Below are 14,582 nucleotides of genomic sequence, written 5' to 3'. Positions count from 1 at the left end.
CCCCACACCGTGGCGGATGGTCAGCTCACCGGGCTGGGCGCCCGGTCCTGGCGGCCGTCGCGGTCCTCGTCGTCGACGGCGGCCGGCCGCGCCGGTCCCGTGGCCACCGCGCCGGTGAGGGACCGGACCTGCATCTCGGCGAAGGCGGCGTCGTCGCGCTCGCGGCTGGTGAGCGAGCCGAGGTAGCCGAGCAGGAAGCCGACCGGCACCGTGATCAGCGCGGGCTCGACGTCCACGAACTTGAAGTTGCGGTCCGGGAAGATGGCGTCCGGCTCGCCCGAGACGCCGTTGGAGAACAGCACCAGGAACGCGGTGAGCGCGAGGCCGCCGTAGACCGTCCACTGCAGGCCGCGGGTGTTGAATCGGCGCCAGAACAGCGCGTAGACGACGATCGGCAGGACCACCGCGCCGGCCACGTCGATCGAGGTCGGGATGAAGATGTGGGTCCGTACCGGCAGCATCGCGACCGCCAGCAGGACGGAGCCGACGCCGATGATCAGGGTGTTGCGCTTGATGTCCTTCAGCTCGGCGGCCGGGTCCAGCCGGCGGCCCCGCAGCACGTTCAGGTCCTTCGTCACCGTCGTCACCGCGCTGTGCAGCAGCGGCGCGAAGACCCCGACGATCGTCAGGACCGCGACGCCGGCGAGGGAGCCGACCATCACCGGCCCGCCCAGCTCGTCGGCGAGCTTGGGGAAGCTGATGTCGCGGTGGGCCTTGATGACGCCGATGTTGTCCCGGCCGAGGATCGCGACCGCGCCCAGCCCGACCACGGACAGGCACAGGTAGAACCCGACGATGATCATCGACGCCCACCCGGTCGACCGGCGCGCGTCCCGCCCGCTGGTCACCGCGAAGTTGCGCATGAACAGGAACGGGATCGCCGCCACCCCGACCGCGATGGCGAACAGCTTCGACAGGTGCACGAGCGTGGTCGCGCCCTCGCCGAACAGCCGGCCCGGGCCGAGCAGGTCGCTGCCGCTGGGCACCGGCGCCGCGTTGGCCTCGGCCCGCTCCAGCAGGCTGAACAGGTTCAGGTCGAAGCGGGCCAGCACCCAGGCGGTCAGCACGCCCACCACGACCACCGACAGCACCAGCTTGAACACCAGGATGCGGGTGACCCCGAGCATCCCGCCGAGGTACACGTACCCGACGGTGACCAGGCCGACCACGAAGACCGGGAGGACCAGGCCGACGAGCGCGTCGACGCCGAACCAGCGGTTGAAGATGAACGCGATGGCGGCCATCATGATCACGGTCAGCATGACGTACGTCAGCAGTGTGAGCACCGCCGAGGCCATCCGCGCCGGCCGTTCCCGGACGCGCACCGCGAGCAGGTCGCCGAGCGTGTAGCCGCCGACGTTGCGCACCGGCCCGGCGAAGAGGAACAGCGCGAGCATGGTGCCCATCGTGAAGGCGGTCATCAGCAGGATGGCGTCGTAGCCGCTGAGCGCGATGTGGCCGGTGATGATGTACATCGTCGAGTACATCAGCGGCGCGGAGGCCACCGCCAGCGCGTTCTGCACCGGCCCGATCCGCCGGTCGGCCAGCAGGAAGCCGTCCGCGGTGGTGGTGCTGGCGCGCGCCGAGCGGACCAGGTAGAGCACCGCGAGCGCGAGGACGACGGTGACCGGGACGGCGATCGCGGGCGTCGCCCACGTGTTGTCGACCGGGGGTGGCGGGTCGGCGAGGACGACGCTCATCGGGACGCTCCTTCCAGGTCGGCGCGGATCTTCTCGCTGAGCGGGTCGAGCCGCGTGCGGGCGTAGCGCAGGTAGAAGGCGGCGAGCGTCACCACGAAGGTGAACGACAGGAAGACGAAGAGCAGGCCCACGTTGACCGGGCCGGCCACCTTCTCCCGGAAGAAGTCCGGAGCGTAGGTGGCGAGCAGGCTGCCGAGGAACCACCACCCGAAGAAGGCGACGCTGGCCCAGAGCGTGACCGTGCTCGATCGTCGCCGTAGTTCCCTGAACTCTGCGCTGTGATGGACGGCGAGGTAACGACCGCCGTCCGGTGCCGGAGCTGCCGTGTCCATTGCTCTCTCCCCCTGGTGAGAACGTCGCAGACGATGCGGAGATGGCGTGCGGCGTCAGTCTCGGCGACCGCTCACGCTGCGGCATGGCTTAATCACGGGATTTCCGGGAGGCTGCCGGCGCATTGGCGTGCCCGGCCCGGCCGAACCGCGTGAACGGGTGATGCCCGCGCCCGGCCGGCGTCCGATGGTGGCTGCATGACGTCGGCACTGAGAACCAGCGCGTGGACGTACGACGACTTCACCGGCCGCGAGCTGGACCCCGCCCGCTGGGCGGTCATGTCGATCACCGGCGCGGACGGGCAGACCCACAGGTACCAGGACCGCAACGCCCGCGTCCGCACCGGCGACGGGCGGCTGGAGCTGACCGTCGACCCGTTCACCCGCTTCCACGACACCGATCCCCGGCAGAACAACGCCAAGCAGATGTACCGGTCGGTGCGACGCTTCGCCGTGCCGGCGGAGGGCACGCTGGCCGTCGAGGTGGAGATGGGCGTGCGGACGTACCGGCAGATCCCGCACGACCTGCTGGACGCGTTCGGCACGGTGGCACTGTTCGACCTGGAGACCGGCGTCGTGTTCAACGCCGCCGCGACGAACGACACCGTGTACGCGACTGTCGAGCGCCTCGCGCTGCCCGGCGTGACCCAGCCGCACGAGCACTACGTCCACCGGGTGGTCCTGGATGTGCCGACGGAGCCGGGCCGGGCGCACGGCTACGCCATCACCTACCGGGCGCGGACGTCGGAGGTGGAGTTCCACGTCGACGGCCGGCTCGCCTACTGGGCGCGGGTTCCGGTGCCGGTGACCGGATTCCACGCCGGCATGGCGCTGTTCTCCGCCCGCGACCTGGCCCGGTACTCCCGCGAGCAGCGGGAGCACGGGCAGGGCGCGACCGGGTGGTGGGGGCCGTGGCGGATCGCCGCAGGCGTCAGATGAGCACGTCTCCGCCGTCGATGTTCAGGTTGATCCCGTTTATCGCGCGGTTCGTCAGCAGGAAGTCGATCGCCTCGGTGCAGTCCCGCATGGTGACCGGCCGCCGGGTGAGCGCGCGCGTCGCGGCGGCCTCCCGCGGGGCGGGCTTGTCGCTCCAGAACGGCGTGTCGGAGACGATGCTCGGGTGCAGGGCGTTGACCCGGATCGGCGAGAGTTCCACCGCCAGGGTCCGGACCAGCGCGCTGATCCCGCCGTTGGCGGTGGTGACTGTGGTGGAGCCGGGGTACGGCCGGTGGCTGGCCAGGCCGCCGAGCAGCACGACAGCGCTCTCGTCGGTCATCCGCGGGGCGAGGGCGTGCAGGACCGCCGTGTAGCCGACCAGCTTGACGGTCAGAAGCCGCGCCGCGTCGCCCGGCCGGTACGCGCGGACGGTGTTGTGGTCGCGGTCGAGCGCCGCGACCACGAGCCGGTCGACGTGTGGCACGTCGGCGAGCGCGTCCGCGATCCGCTCCGGCTCGGCCAGATCGAGGGCGAGTCCCCGGGTCCGCCCGCCGATCTCGTCCGCGACGGTCTTGGTCCGGGCCGCCGAACGGCCGGTGATCACCACGTCGTCTCCGCGTTCGGCGCAGGACCGGGCGAAGTGCCGCCCGATCCCCGAGGTGCCGCCGACGACCACGACCCGGGTCCGTTCCGACATCGATGCTCTCCTCATCGTTTGATGCTGCTCCGATCCGGACGCGCCGCGCCGGCGGCGCCCGCCAGGCCGTCCAGCACGTCCGCCGTCCACAAGGGCACCGCGCAGCGGTCCGCGGCGTAGCGCAGCGCCATCAGGTGGTCCGCACGCGACAGGTCGGCCAGCGCGTCCGCCACCAGGAACGCCTCGATGTCGCGGCTGAACGCGTCGCAGGCGGTGATCAGGCACCCCATGTGCGCGTACACGCCGCAGACCACGAGTTGGTCCCGCCGGGCGCCGCGCAGTCGCTCCTCCAGGTCGCTGCGGAAGAACGCGCTGTAGCGCCACTTGGTCAGCACCGTGTCGCCCGGCTGCGGGGCGACGTCGTCGACGATGCCCCGGTCGTCCTCGTCGCTGCTCATGCCGGGGCCCCACAGGTCGTGCAGCAACCCCCGGTCCCGCCGGCTCATGCCGCCGGGCTGCGCGGTGTACAGCACCGGCACGCCGGCTGCCCGCGCCGCGGCGAGCAGCTTCGCGACGTTGGGCAGCAGTTCGGCCATCGGGGACTCCCCGGCCGCGAACGGGCGCAGGAAGTAGCGCTGCAGGTCGTGCACCAGCACGGCGGCCCGGTCCGGGTCCGGACGCCACGGCAGCGTGGTGCCGGGCAGGTCGCCGTCGCCGGGCATGCGGTACGGCGCGATCGGGGTCATGGCCATCGGTTCTCGCCTCCGGTTTCCGTGCGACGGCGTCACACGTGCAGGGCGGCGCCGCCGTCGACGTACAGGTCGTGCATGGTCACGTGGCCCGCCTGGTCGGACACCAGGTAGGCGACCGCCTCGGCCACGTCGCGCGGCTGGGCCAGCTTGCGCAGCGGGATGCCGACGCGGTACGCGCCCGGCGTGCCCTCGATCACCGCGCTCGGGTCGGCGCCCTCGCCGAGCATCGCCCGCAGCATGGGGGTGTCGGTGGAGCCGGGCGAGACCACGTTGCACCGGATGCCGTAGCCGGACAGCTCCAGCCCCAGGCAGCGGGTGAACTGGGCGGACGCGGCCTTGGAGGCGGCGTACGCGGCCATCTCGGTACGCGGCACCCCGGCGGCGTTGGACGCCACGGTGACGATCGCGCCCCGGCGGCGGCCGACCATCCGCCGCGCCACCGCCCGGGACACGTGGAACACGCCGTCGGCGTTCACCGAGAAGGTCCGGCGCCACTGCCGGTCGGACAGCTCGACGACCGGTCCGGTGTGCAGCACGCCGGCGGCGTTCACCAGGATGCCGACCGGGCCCATCTCGTCCTCGACCCGCCGCACAAGCGCGTCCACCGCGTCGCTGTCGCACACGTCGACGCAGTAGGCGCGCGCCGAGTCGCCCTCGGCGGCGAGCTTCGTCACGACTGTGGTCAGCGCCTCGGCGTTGCGGTCCACCGCCGCCACCTGCGCGCCCGCCCGGGCCAGCACACCGGCCACGGCGGCGCCGATGCCCTGCGCCGCGCCGGTGACCAGGGCGACCCTCGACTCGATTCCGGTCAGTTCCATCAGGTGCCTCCGCTGGTCGTGGTGGCTTTCTCGGCGTCGTACCCGAAGAGCCATTCGTGGCGGTCCAGGCCGGACGAGGACTGCGCGGCGACGTCCCGGCGGCGCTGGTCGGCGCCGTCGGCCAGGTGGAACGTCTCGGCGTTGGCCCGGGACTGGCGCTGGATCCGGGTGGTCCGGGGCAGGCGGATCCGTTCGTAGCGGCGCAGCGCGGCGCCCAGGCCCGCCGGCTCCACGCCGGCCAGGCAGACCGCGAGCACCACCGCGTCCTCGACGGCCTGGTTCGCGCCCTGCGCCTGGAACGGCAGCATCGGGTGCGCGGCGTCGCCGATCAGCGTCACCCGTCCCGCGCTGAGCCGGTCGATGCTCTCCCGGTCGTGCAGCGCCCACCTGCCGACCCGGTCGGCCGCGGCGATCAGCCGGGTGACGTCCGGGTGCCAGCCGGCGTACGCGGCCGCGAGCTGCGACACGTCGCCCCGGCCGGACCACGACTCCTGCCGCCAGTCGGTGGCCGGCACCGTCGCGCCGAAGCTCACCTGCCGGCCGGCGGACACCGGATAGCAGACGCAGTGCTGGTCCGGCCCGAGCCACAACTGCACCCGGGGTTCGGTGAGCAGGAACGGCACCCGCTCGGCCGGCACCAGCCCGCGGTAGATGGACTGCCCGGAGAAGCGCGGCCGGTCCGCCACGATCTGCTCGCGCGCGACCGAGTGGATGCCGTCGGCGCCCACCACGAGATCCGCCGCGACGGTGGTGCCGTTGGACAGGTGCAGGTACGCCTCGTCGGCGGTCTGCGTCACGGCGGTGAGGCGGGCGCCCAGGTGCACCCGGTCGGGCGGCACCAGCGACAGCAGGCTGCTGTGCAGATCCGCGCGGTGCACCACGTAGTACGGCGCGCCGAAGCGGCGTCCGCACGCGCTGCCCAGCGGGGTGCGTTGCAGCAGCGTGCCGTCGTCCCAGCGGCGCATCTCGATCGCCTGCGGCGCCACCGCCACCGTACGCAGGCGGTCGCGCAGGCCCAGCCGGTGCAGCAGCCGGGTGGCGTTCGGCGCCACCTGCACGCCCGCGCCCACCTCCGTCAGCTGTTCGGCCTGCTCGTACACGTGGCAGTCGATCCCGGCCCGGCGCAGGGCGGCGGCGAAGGCGAGCCCGGCGATGCCGGCGCCGGCCACGGCGACCCTCATCTGCGGCATGTCGGTTCCCTCAGTAGTAGAGGAGCGCTTTGCTCCAGTCCTCGTCCGGGCCGAACAGGCTGCGTGGCTTCACCACGTCCGGCATGCTGGTCAGCGCGTCCAGCGGGATCAGGCTCCCGGGCGCCAGGCCGGTGACCTCGCTGTCCACGCCGAACGCGGCCCCGATCGCGTGGGTCAGCTCCGCCTCGGCGGCGACCCGGTGCGCGGCGGCCACCTCGATCTGGACCCGCAGCAGCGCCGGTTCCGCCTTGGCCCGCCAGAACATCACCCGGTACGCCTCGGGGAGGGAGAAGACCAGTTCCTCCAGCCGGTGCTGGGTGATCGTGGCACCGCCGACCCGGTAGCCGAACGCCGACCGGCCGAGCACCCGCACGGTGGGCAGCTTCCAGCCGCACTCGCAGTCGTCGTAGGAGACCGACACGTTGTCCTCGAGGTTGTACCGCAGCAGCGGCATCGCCTCCCGGAACAGCGGCGTGACCACGAGCTGGCCGTCCCCGTCCGCGCGGACCGTCCCGGTGGCCGGGTCATACACCTCGAACAGCGCCCGGTCGGCCCACAGGTGCAGGCGGCCCTCGGCGCACTCGCCGGCCAGGCTGCCGGTCTCGGTCGAGCCGTACTCCTCGATGACCGGCACCCCCCACAGGCGGCTGATCCGCCGTCGGCGGGCGTCGGTCATCGGCTCGCCGCCGACGAACAGCGCGCGCAGCGCCGGGAAGTCGATGTCGGGCCGGTGCCCGGCCGCGATCGCCGCGGCGGCCCAGATCAGGCACTCCGTCGGCACCGACCAGGTGAGCGTGACGTCCAGGTCGTGCATCACCCGGACCACCCGGGCGTACGGCATGGCCAGCGACCGGTTGTCGCCGGGCACCACGGTGGCCCCGCGCAGCCGGGCGGCGGCGTGGGCGAGGTGCCCGGTCAGCAGCAGCGCGTACGGCGTGCGGACCAGGAACACGTCGTCGGCGGACATGCCGATCCACTTGCGGGCGAAGCGCTCCGCCAGGTCGGTCCAGTCCTCCTCGGTGTAGTAGGAGGGGGTGGGCTTGCCGGCGGTGCCGCTCGACTCGTGGTAGGTCGCCAGCCGTTCGCGGGGCACGGCGAGCATGCCGAAGGGGTAGTTGTCCCGCAGGTCCTGCTTGGTGGTCAGCGGCAGGTCGGCCAGGTCGGCCGGGGTCACCGGCGGCGCCCCGGACGTCAGCCGCGCCCGGTAGAACGGCGATCGGGCCGCCCAGGTGAACGTCTCCGCCAGTTGCTTCTCCTGAAGGCGCCGCAGGTCCTCGGGGCCGTGCCACTGGCCGAGCCGGGGCAGGGTCGAACTCGGCTCGCTCACCGCTTCTCCTCTCCTAGCAGTCGATGCGCGTTGTCCCAGGCGACCCGCCGCCACTGGTCCGGCGGCAGTCGCAACGCCTGGAACTTGGCCAGCTCCACGGCCGGGTGCTGCAGCGGGTACTCGGAGCCGAACACCACCCGGCCGTCGCCGAGGCGGCGCAGCGCCGCCTCGGCCACGCAGGTGTAGCCGCCGGAGGTCTCCAGCGAGATGTTCGGCTCGTCCTGGATCAGGCTCAGGGCGTAGAGGTCGATGTTGCCGATGCCGCTGTGCCCGAGCACGAAGCTCACCCGCGGGAACCGGCGGCTCAGGCCGACCAGGTCGGCCACGCCCGCGCCGGGACGGTCCAGGCAGACCACGTACACCGGATGGTCGAACTCCGCCGCCACGGCCACCAGGTCGGCGACCCGCGGGTCGGTGAGGGCGACGCCGTGCACGGCGGGTGAGATCTCCAGGCCGCGGAACTCGGCGGCCCGGGACCGGTACGCCTCGGCCGGCCGGTGCGGGTTGGCGAAGAAGAACGGCACCAGCCGCCCGTCGGTGCCCGCGCAGGCCGCCGCCACCGCGTCGTTGTCGGCGTCGGTCTCGACGTGGCCACCGGTGACGAGCTGGCGGGACAGCCGGTCCAGGTCGATGGTGCCGCCCGCGCACACCACCGCCCGCGCCAGCCCGCACTCGCCCAGCGCGTCGAGCAGCCGCTGTCGCGCGCCGGGCCGGGGCGCCAGGCGTACGTGGAAGTCCAGCACCGGCTGCGCGGTCATCGCCCCGCTCCCCTTCCCGCCGCCGCTCACTTCTCGATGCAGAACTCGTCGATCGGGTAGCCGACGTGCCGCTTCTCCACCGGCAGGTAGCCGAGCACCTTCGTGCCGGCGGTCAGCTCGGTGACGTTGAGGACCGTGCCCCCGGGCCCGAGCACGCGCACGTGCCAGTCGTCCTGGACGATGAGGTTGACAGGTGTCCCGGAGGGGGAGACCGCGTCGATCGCCAGCAGCGGGCGCGTCTCGATCTTGACCCGTCCCACGGTGACGACCCGGGACTTCCCCTGCGAGTCGACGGCCAGCACCCGGCCGCCGGAGACCAGCTCGCTGAGGTAGTTGGTCCGCCCGCCGGCGGACAGCGTGTACGAGTGCAGCGCGCCGGCGTTGACCCGGAACGGCCGGGTCGGCATGTACGGCAGCGGATGCGTCTCGCTGCAGCACAGGATCATGCCGGTGGAGTGCGAGCCGACCAGGATGCCCTCGTCCAGGCGGAAGTTCGTGCAGGTGTCGACGCAGGCGCGCTCGCCCATGCCCACCCGCCGGATGCCGGTGACCTCCAGCTCCACGAGCGACAGGTCCGCCGCCGTGCTCACCGCCGCGGTCCGCAGCTCGGTGGCCTCCCCCACGGCGCGCGGCGCCAGCATCACGCCGTCCGAGCCGTGCTCCAGCACGCCGAAGACGATCTCCGCCTCCTCGACGTCGGCGACCTGCGTGATGATGCTGCCCGCCGCGCCCGCCGCGGCGGCCAGCACGATCTCCAGCGGAATCTTGGTGGGGTCGCGGAAGTACAGCAGGCTCCACCGGTCGTGGCGCGCGGACCGGCAGGCGTCCTCCAGGCTGTCCGCGTCGACGATCTCGACGTACCGGCCGAACTCCACGTCCGGGTACCGGGCCGCCAGTTCGGCGGGCTCGCCGTGCCGGGCCGGTTCGACGATCACCAGGTCGGCCGGTTCCAGCTTCTCCGGCAGCGGCCCGCCCTGTGGGAACAGCACCTTCCTCACCGTCGGGGGGAGCGTCTCCAGGTCGGCCGGATCGGCCGCCACGACGGCGTCCACCCGCTGGTGGACCGCCTCCTCGACGATTGCCTCCTTGGCGCCGTTGACGTTACGGATGTCCAGCCAGCACAGCTTCACGGGTTTCTCCTCGGTGGACGGTCAGGGAGTCTCAGGACGTAAGGGCGAGCCGGTCGTCGACGTCGTACCGGTCCGGGACGTGCCGTGGTTCGTGCACCAGACGCGCCACGGCGGCGGCCATCAGGCCGGGCTGCTCGGCCTGGAACACGTTGCGGCCCATGGCCATGCCGGCCACACCGGCGCGCAGCGCGTCCGAGACGTAGGCGAGCACTGTCGGCGTGTCGGCCGAGCGCGGGCCGCCGGCCACGATCAGCGGGATCGGGCAGCCACGCACCACCTCGGCCATCTGCTCGGGCGTACCCGCGTAGTCGGTCTTGACGATGTCGGCGCCGAGATCGGCGGCGAGCGTCGCGGCGTGCGCCACCAGTTCCGGCGCCCGGGAGTCGGTGATCTGCGGCCCGCGGGCGTACACCATGGCCAGCAGCGGTACGTTCCAGCGTTCGCACTCCCCCGCCACCGCCGCCAGGTCGGCGATCTGCCGCGCCTCCTGCGGCGAGCCCAGGTTGACGTGCACGCTGACCGCGTCGGCGCCCAGCCGCAGCGCCTCCTCCACGTGGGCGACCAGGTACTTCGCGTCCGGGTCCGGCGCGTGCCGGGTGCTCACGCTCAGGTGCACGATCAGCGACATGTCGCCGAACCAGCCGTGGTCGACGTGCCGCAGGCTGCCCTTGTGCAGCACCACGGCGTCCACGCCGGTGCCGGCGAGCTCACCGAGCAGCGAGTTCAGGTCGCGGCGAAGTGGCCCGTCGGTGACGGAGTGGTCGAGCGGGACGACGAGCAGGCGTCCGTCGCCGCGCCGGAACAGTCGGCGCAGACGCAGGCCACGAGCGAACGAAGCGTTGAGTACGGCCACGGCTTCCTACCTCTCTCAGGCGGTGGCGGAACGACGGGAGGTCAGGGACGTGGCGTCCGCCGGCTCGGACCGGTCGAGGCGGAACGCGCGGTGCAGGGCTTCGACGGCGTCCACGGTGCGGTCCCGCGACACGATCACCGACAGCCGCATCTGGGAGGTGGAGATCCAGCTCGTCGAGATCCCGGCCGAGGCCAGCGCCGCCATCAGCCGGGCCGTGTGCTCGGGGCGGCTGAGCAGGCCCATGCCGACCACCGACACCTTGCCGACGTTCTCGTCGAAGTGGACGCCGCCACCGAGGGACGCGGTGAGGTCGTGCAGCGCGGTCCGCACCGCGTCGGCCTGGCTGCGGCGGATGGTGAACCCCATCCGGAACTCGCTCTCGTACGGCCCGGACCGGGCCACCAGGTCCGCCACCGCGCCGTGGGCGGCCAGCACCTCGAACACGTCGGGCGCCATGTCCCGCCGGCCGTCGCGGCAGTGCACCAGCACGCGCACCACGTCGGTGTCGTGGGTCACCGCCACCACGGCCCGCCGGGTCTCCAGCGGCCGGTCGTCCGGCCGGTCCACGACCGTCGTTCCGGGTGCCTGCGACGACGCGTTGCGCACGCGCACTTCGACCCCTTCCATGGCGGCCAGTTCGATGCATCGGGTGTGCAGGACCCGCGCGCCGGCGAACGCCATCTCCGCCATGACGCCGGGCTCGACCCACGGCAGGCAACGCGCCGCCGGAAGGATGCGGGGGTCGGCGCTGAACACGCCGTCCACGTCGGTGTAGATCTCGCACGCCGACGCGCGCAGCCGGGCGGCGAGCGCCACCGCTGTCGTGTCGGAGCCGCCGCGTCCGAGCGTGGCGACGTCCCCGGCCCGGTCGATCCCCTGGAACCCGGTGACCACGGCGACCTCGCCGCGGTCCAGCGCCGCCTCGACCCGCGCCGCCCCGATCCGCGAGATCAGCGCGTCGCCGTGCCGGTCGGTGGTGTGGATCTCCGCCTGGTGCCCGGTCAGTGAGACGGCCGGCACGCCGAGCCCGGTCAACGCCAGCGCCATCAGCGCCGCCGACTCGGACTCGCCGACTGCGAGCAACTGGTCGAGTTCCCGGGACGGGCCGGCGGCGCCGACGTCGGCCGCGAGCCGCAGCAGGTCGTCGGTGCGGCTGCCGCGGGCCGACACGACAACTGTCACGGCGGACCCGTCCCGCCGAGCCGCGGCGATCCGCAGCGCGGCGTGCCGTACGCGGTCGAGGGTCTGCAGCGAGGTGCCCCCGTATTTCTGGACCAGCACGTCCACAGTCGTCTTCACCGCCCTCGTCGTATCGGCATTGCGGTCGACAGTAATCGCGGTCGATCTGCGTGGGCACTACTCGCCCGAGTAGTAGCCCGCCGATTCAGTCGTTCACGCCATAACGTCGGCGCGTTACCGGAAACACGTGATGCCGTCGGCGACAACACGTCATGCGCGACGCCTTTTGCCGGACGCACTATCGACAGGCGATCTCTAGGGCAAAGGGAGCGACATGGACGGGACGGAATCGAACGTGGCCGGATTCCCGGATCTGCTGTCCGGTCTCGGCGGCGACGGGCGTGCCTTCGCCCTGCTGCACCGGCCCGGCGCCGCCGGGCGCGCGTACGTGGAGGTTCTGACCGGCGAGGTGTGCCAGATGGACACGCTCGCCGAGCTGCCCCTGCCCGCCGGGCCGGCGACCGGCGGGCGGCACGACCTGCTCGTCGCGGTGCCGTACCGGCAGGTCACCGAACGGGGGTACGACTGCCACGACGACGGCGCTCCACTGCTCGCGATGCGCGTCCACGAGCAGTTCGGGCTCGACCGCGAGCAGGCGCTGGCGGGCCTGCCCGAGCGCGCCGTACCGGTGACCGACGCCGACTTCGACCTCAGCGACGAGGACTACGCGGCGATCGTCAAGCGGGTGGTGGGCGACGAGATCGGGCAGGGCGCCGGATCCAACTTCGTCATCCGGCGCACCTTCACCGCGCGGCTGGCCGACTGCTCGACCGCCACCGAACTGGCGATCTTCCGCCGGTTGCTGACCGGTGAGCTGGGTTCCTACTGGACGTTTCTGTTCCACTCCGGCGCCGGCACGTTCATCGGCGCGTCACCGGAACGGCACGTCAGCATGATCGACGGAACCGTCTCGATGAATCCCATCAGCGGGACGTACCGGCATCCTCCGAACGGCCCGGCGGTTTCCGGTCTGCTGGAATTCCTGAACGACCCGAAAGAGGCGAACGAACTCTACATGGTGGTCGACGAGGAACTGAAAATGATGGCACGGATGTGCGCCTCCGGCGGCCAGGTGCACGGCCCGTTCCTCAAGGAAATGGCGCGGGTGACGCACTCCGAGTACATCCTGACCGGCCGCAGCGACCTGGACGTACGCGACGTGCTGCGGGAGACGCTGCTCGCGCCGACCGTCACCGGCAGCCCGATCGAGAACGCGTTCCGGGTCATCACCCGCCACGAGACGACCGGCCGCGGCTACTACGGCGGCGTGCTCGCGTTGATCGGCAGTGACCCGGCCGGCAGCCGTACGCTCGACTCGGCCATCATGATCCGCACCGCCGAGATCGACCACGACGGCACGCTCCGCCTGGGCGTCGGCGCCACCCTGGTACGCGACTCCAAGCCGGAGTCGGAGGTGGCCGAGACGCGGGCCAAGGCGGGCGGCATGCGCGCGGCGCTCGGCCTCGGCGTCGACCCGGCCGGCCCGGACGGCGGGCCGGCGACGCCCGTGCGGGCACGCTCGTCCCTGGCCACCGACCCCCGGGTACGGCGGGCGTTGCGCGAGCGCAACGCCACGCTGTCGAGGTTCTGGCTCGACGGCGCGGAGCGGAGAATCCCGAACCGGGCGCTGGCCGGGCGCCGCGTGCTCGTCGTCGACAACGAGGACACCTTCATGGCCATGCTCGACCACCAGCTGCGGGCCCTCGGGCTGCGGTCGAGCATCGTCCGGTTCGACAGCCCGCTGCGGCCGGACGGATACGACCTCGTCGTCGTCGGTCCCGGCCCCGGCGACCCGGGCGACCTGAGCGACAGGCGGATGCGGACTCTGCGCGGGCTCACCCGCGACCTGCTCGCCGGGACGGTGCCGTTCCTGTCCATCTGCCTGGGCCACCAGGTGCTCGCCGCCGAGCTGGGGTTCCCCCTCGCCCGGCGCGCGGTGCCCAACCAGGGCGTGCAGAAGCGGATCGACCTGTTCGGCCGGCCGGAGCTGGTGGGGTTCTACAACACCTACACGGCCCGTTCCGCGCACGACGTGGTGGCCGGTGGCCGCCGGGGCCCGATCGAGATCAGCCGCAGCCCGGACAGCGGTGACGTGCACGCGCTGCGCGGCGCGGGATTCCGGTCCGTCCAGTTCCACCTGGAGTCGGTCCTCACCCAGCACGGCCCGCGGATCCTGGGCGATCTGCTGGTCTCCCTGCTCGCCGACGGCACGGCCGCCGCCGCGGCCGGGGCGGCGGGCCGGCGCGGGACCCGGCCGTGACGCCTCGGCGTTCAACTGTCCACGATTGACTGCCGTCGTGGCGTCCCCGCATTCTCCCGAGAACACATCGAGGCACCGGACCGGAGGCGACGCCGTGGATGAGGCCACTCACCGACCCCCCGTCGCGGCGCGGTCGAACCGGTCGCCGGCCACCACTCCGGTGTGGCTGGTCGGCGTGCTGGCCACCCTCGCCGGGGCGGTGGCCGCGGAGGCGTTCACGCTCGCCGCCCGGGGTCTCGGCGTGCCGATGGAGGCGGCGGGGGTCTGGGAGGAGCAGGCGCAGGCGATCCCGGTGGGCGCCATCGCCCGCAGCGTCGTGCTCTGGTCGATCGGCGGGATCGTCCTGGCGGTGGTCGCGGCCCGGCGGGCCCGGCGGCCCGTACGCGTCTTCGTGGCCGGCACTGTCGCGTTCACAGTGCTGTCCCTCGCCGCGCCGGCCTTCGCCCAGGACACCGCCGTGTCCACGCAGCTCGTTCTGGCCGGCACCCACGTGATCGCCGGCGCGGTGATCATCCCCGTCCTGGCCGCCCGGCTCTCCGCACCCACCACGAACCGGTACTGATCCCGCCACCGTCCCTCCCGGCCTCCGCGATCTTGCACTTTCGGCCCCCGCAAAAGGGATATCCCCGGCACTGGAAGGGCGGTAAGTGCAA

14 protein-coding genes are annotated in these 14,582 nt (G+C 72.7%); 3 read left to right on the top strand and 11 right to left on the bottom strand.

Annotated elements, in window-relative coordinates; genetic code table 11:
- Nucleotides 1-20: 20 nt before the first annotated feature.
- Together HA073_RS09815 and HA073_RS09810 are read right to left on the bottom strand one after the other, a co-directional pair.
- Complete coding sequence (locus HA073_RS09815; protein ID WP_051610899.1) at nucleotides 21-1,700, bottom strand: cation acetate symporter; 1,680 nt, start codon at nucleotides 1,698-1,700, stop codon at nucleotides 21-23.
- Nucleotides 1,697-2,032, bottom strand: a complete 336-nt coding sequence (locus tag HA073_RS09810; RefSeq protein WP_043323102.1) for a DUF485 domain-containing protein — start codon at nucleotides 2,030-2,032, stop codon at nucleotides 1,697-1,699. The genes HA073_RS09815 and HA073_RS09810 overlap by 4 nt, the downstream gene beginning before the upstream one ends.
- 195 nt (nucleotides 2,033-2,227) lie before the next feature.
- On the opposite strand from HA073_RS09810, the gene HA073_RS09805 reads away from it, so the two are divergent.
- Nucleotides 2,228-2,968: a DUF6081 family protein gene (locus HA073_RS09805; protein ID WP_166456208.1), complete on the top strand. Its 741-nt coding sequence runs from the start codon at nucleotides 2,228-2,230 to the stop codon at nucleotides 2,966-2,968.
- Here the strand turns inward: HA073_RS09805 and HA073_RS09800 are convergent.
- Genes HA073_RS09800 through HA073_RS09760 form a run of 9 tightly spaced genes read right to left on the bottom strand, consistent with a single transcriptional unit; the run spans nucleotide 2,961 to nucleotide 11,729 of the window.
- On the bottom strand, nucleotides 2,961-3,662 hold the full coding sequence (locus tag HA073_RS09800; protein WP_166456207.1) for an SDR family NAD(P)-dependent oxidoreductase: 702 nt from the start codon (nucleotides 3,660-3,662) through the stop codon (nucleotides 2,961-2,963). The two genes, HA073_RS09805 and HA073_RS09800, sit on opposite strands and share 8 nt — an antisense overlap.
- An 11-nt stretch (nucleotides 3,663-3,673) precedes the next feature.
- Entirely contained in the window at nucleotides 3,674-4,354 is a 681-nt protein-coding gene (locus HA073_RS09795; RefSeq protein ID WP_113973003.1) for an isochorismatase family protein, read from the bottom strand.
- Between the two features lie 32 nt (nucleotides 4,355-4,386).
- On the bottom strand, nucleotides 4,387-5,172 hold the full coding sequence (locus HA073_RS09790) for a 2,3-dihydro-2,3-dihydroxybenzoate dehydrogenase (RefSeq protein ID WP_064445549.1): 786 nt from the start codon (nucleotides 5,170-5,172) through the stop codon (nucleotides 4,387-4,389).
- The gene (locus HA073_RS09785; protein WP_113973004.1) at nucleotides 5,172-6,362 is read right to left on the bottom strand and encodes an FAD-dependent monooxygenase; all 1,191 of its coding nucleotides are present in this window, start codon (nucleotides 6,360-6,362) and stop codon (nucleotides 5,172-5,174) included. The genes HA073_RS09790 and HA073_RS09785 overlap by 1 nt, the downstream gene beginning before the upstream one ends.
- A gap of 10 nt (nucleotides 6,363-6,372) precedes the next feature.
- On the bottom strand, nucleotides 6,373-7,689 hold the full coding sequence (locus HA073_RS09780; RefSeq protein ID WP_113973005.1) for a phenylacetate--CoA ligase family protein: 1,317 nt from the start codon (nucleotides 7,687-7,689) through the stop codon (nucleotides 6,373-6,375).
- The gene (locus HA073_RS09775; protein WP_166456206.1) at nucleotides 7,686-8,447 is read right to left on the bottom strand and encodes an amidohydrolase family protein; all 762 of its coding nucleotides are present in this window, start codon (nucleotides 8,445-8,447) and stop codon (nucleotides 7,686-7,688) included. The genes HA073_RS09780 and HA073_RS09775 overlap by 4 nt, the downstream gene beginning before the upstream one ends.
- Before the next feature lie 26 nt (nucleotides 8,448-8,473).
- Complete coding sequence (locus HA073_RS09770) at nucleotides 8,474-9,577, bottom strand: 3-dehydroquinate synthase II family protein (RefSeq protein ID WP_064445545.1); 1,104 nt, start codon at nucleotides 9,575-9,577, stop codon at nucleotides 8,474-8,476.
- 31 nt (nucleotides 9,578-9,608) lie between these two features.
- Nucleotides 9,609-10,430 (bottom strand): 2-amino-3,7-dideoxy-D-threo-hept-6-ulosonate synthase, encoded by an 822-nt coding sequence (locus HA073_RS09765; RefSeq protein WP_166456205.1) that lies wholly within the window; start codon nucleotides 10,428-10,430, stop codon nucleotides 9,609-9,611.
- Nucleotides 10,431-10,445: 15 nt separating this feature from the next.
- Nucleotides 10,446-11,729 carry an aspartate kinase gene (locus tag HA073_RS09760; protein ID WP_205796692.1) on the bottom strand — a complete coding sequence of 428 codons (1,284 nt, stop codon included), beginning with the start codon at nucleotides 11,727-11,729 and terminating at the stop codon, nucleotides 10,446-10,448.
- 214 nt (nucleotides 11,730-11,943) lie between these two features.
- Between HA073_RS09760 and HA073_RS09755 the strand changes: the two genes are divergently transcribed.
- Nucleotides 11,944-13,929: an anthranilate synthase family protein gene (locus tag HA073_RS09755; protein WP_166456204.1), complete on the top strand. Its 1,986-nt coding sequence runs from the start codon at nucleotides 11,944-11,946 to the stop codon at nucleotides 13,927-13,929.
- A gap of 94 nt (nucleotides 13,930-14,023) precedes the next feature.
- Nucleotides 14,024-14,491: a DUF6069 family protein gene (locus tag HA073_RS09750; RefSeq protein ID WP_069088375.1), complete on the top strand. Its 468-nt coding sequence runs from the start codon at nucleotides 14,024-14,026 to the stop codon at nucleotides 14,489-14,491.
- Nucleotides 14,492-14,582: the final 91 nt, after the last annotated feature.

The organism is Micromonospora sp. CMU55-4, from assembly GCF_011602315.1.
Lineage (GTDB): Bacteria > Actinomycetota > Actinomycetes > Mycobacteriales > Micromonosporaceae > Micromonospora > Micromonospora chalcea.
This window is presented reverse-complemented; position numbering and strand designations above follow the sequence as displayed.

What these genes read in the sequence shown, in the direction of transcription:
- HA073_RS09815 (WP_051610899.1), bottom strand. Translation starts at nt 1,700, where the DNA reads ATGAGCGTCGTCCTCGCCGACCCGCCACCCCCGGTCGACAACACGTGG.
- HA073_RS09810 (WP_043323102.1), bottom strand. Translation starts at nt 2,032, where the DNA reads ATGGACACGGCAGCTCCGGCACCGGACGGCGGTCGTTACCTCGCCGTC.
- HA073_RS09805 (WP_166456208.1), top strand. Translation starts at nt 2,228, where the DNA reads ATGACGTCGGCACTGAGAACCAGCGCGTGGACGTACGACGACTTCACC.
- HA073_RS09800 (WP_166456207.1), bottom strand. Translation starts at nt 3,662, where the DNA reads ATGTCGGAACGGACCCGGGTCGTGGTCGTCGGCGGCACCTCGGGGATC.
- HA073_RS09795 (WP_113973003.1), bottom strand. Translation starts at nt 4,354, where the DNA reads ATGGCCATGACCCCGATCGCGCCGTACCGCATGCCCGGCGACGGCGAC.
- HA073_RS09790 (WP_064445549.1), bottom strand. Translation starts at nt 5,172, where the DNA reads ATGGAACTGACCGGAATCGAGTCGAGGGTCGCCCTGGTCACCGGCGCG.
- HA073_RS09785 (WP_113973004.1), bottom strand. Translation starts at nt 6,362, where the DNA reads ATGCCGCAGATGAGGGTCGCCGTGGCCGGCGCCGGCATCGCCGGGCTC.
- HA073_RS09775 (WP_166456206.1), bottom strand. Translation starts at nt 8,447, where the DNA reads ATGACCGCGCAGCCGGTGCTGGACTTCCACGTACGCCTGGCGCCCCGG.
- HA073_RS09755 (WP_166456204.1), top strand. Translation starts at nt 11,944, where the DNA reads ATGGACGGGACGGAATCGAACGTGGCCGGATTCCCGGATCTGCTGTCC.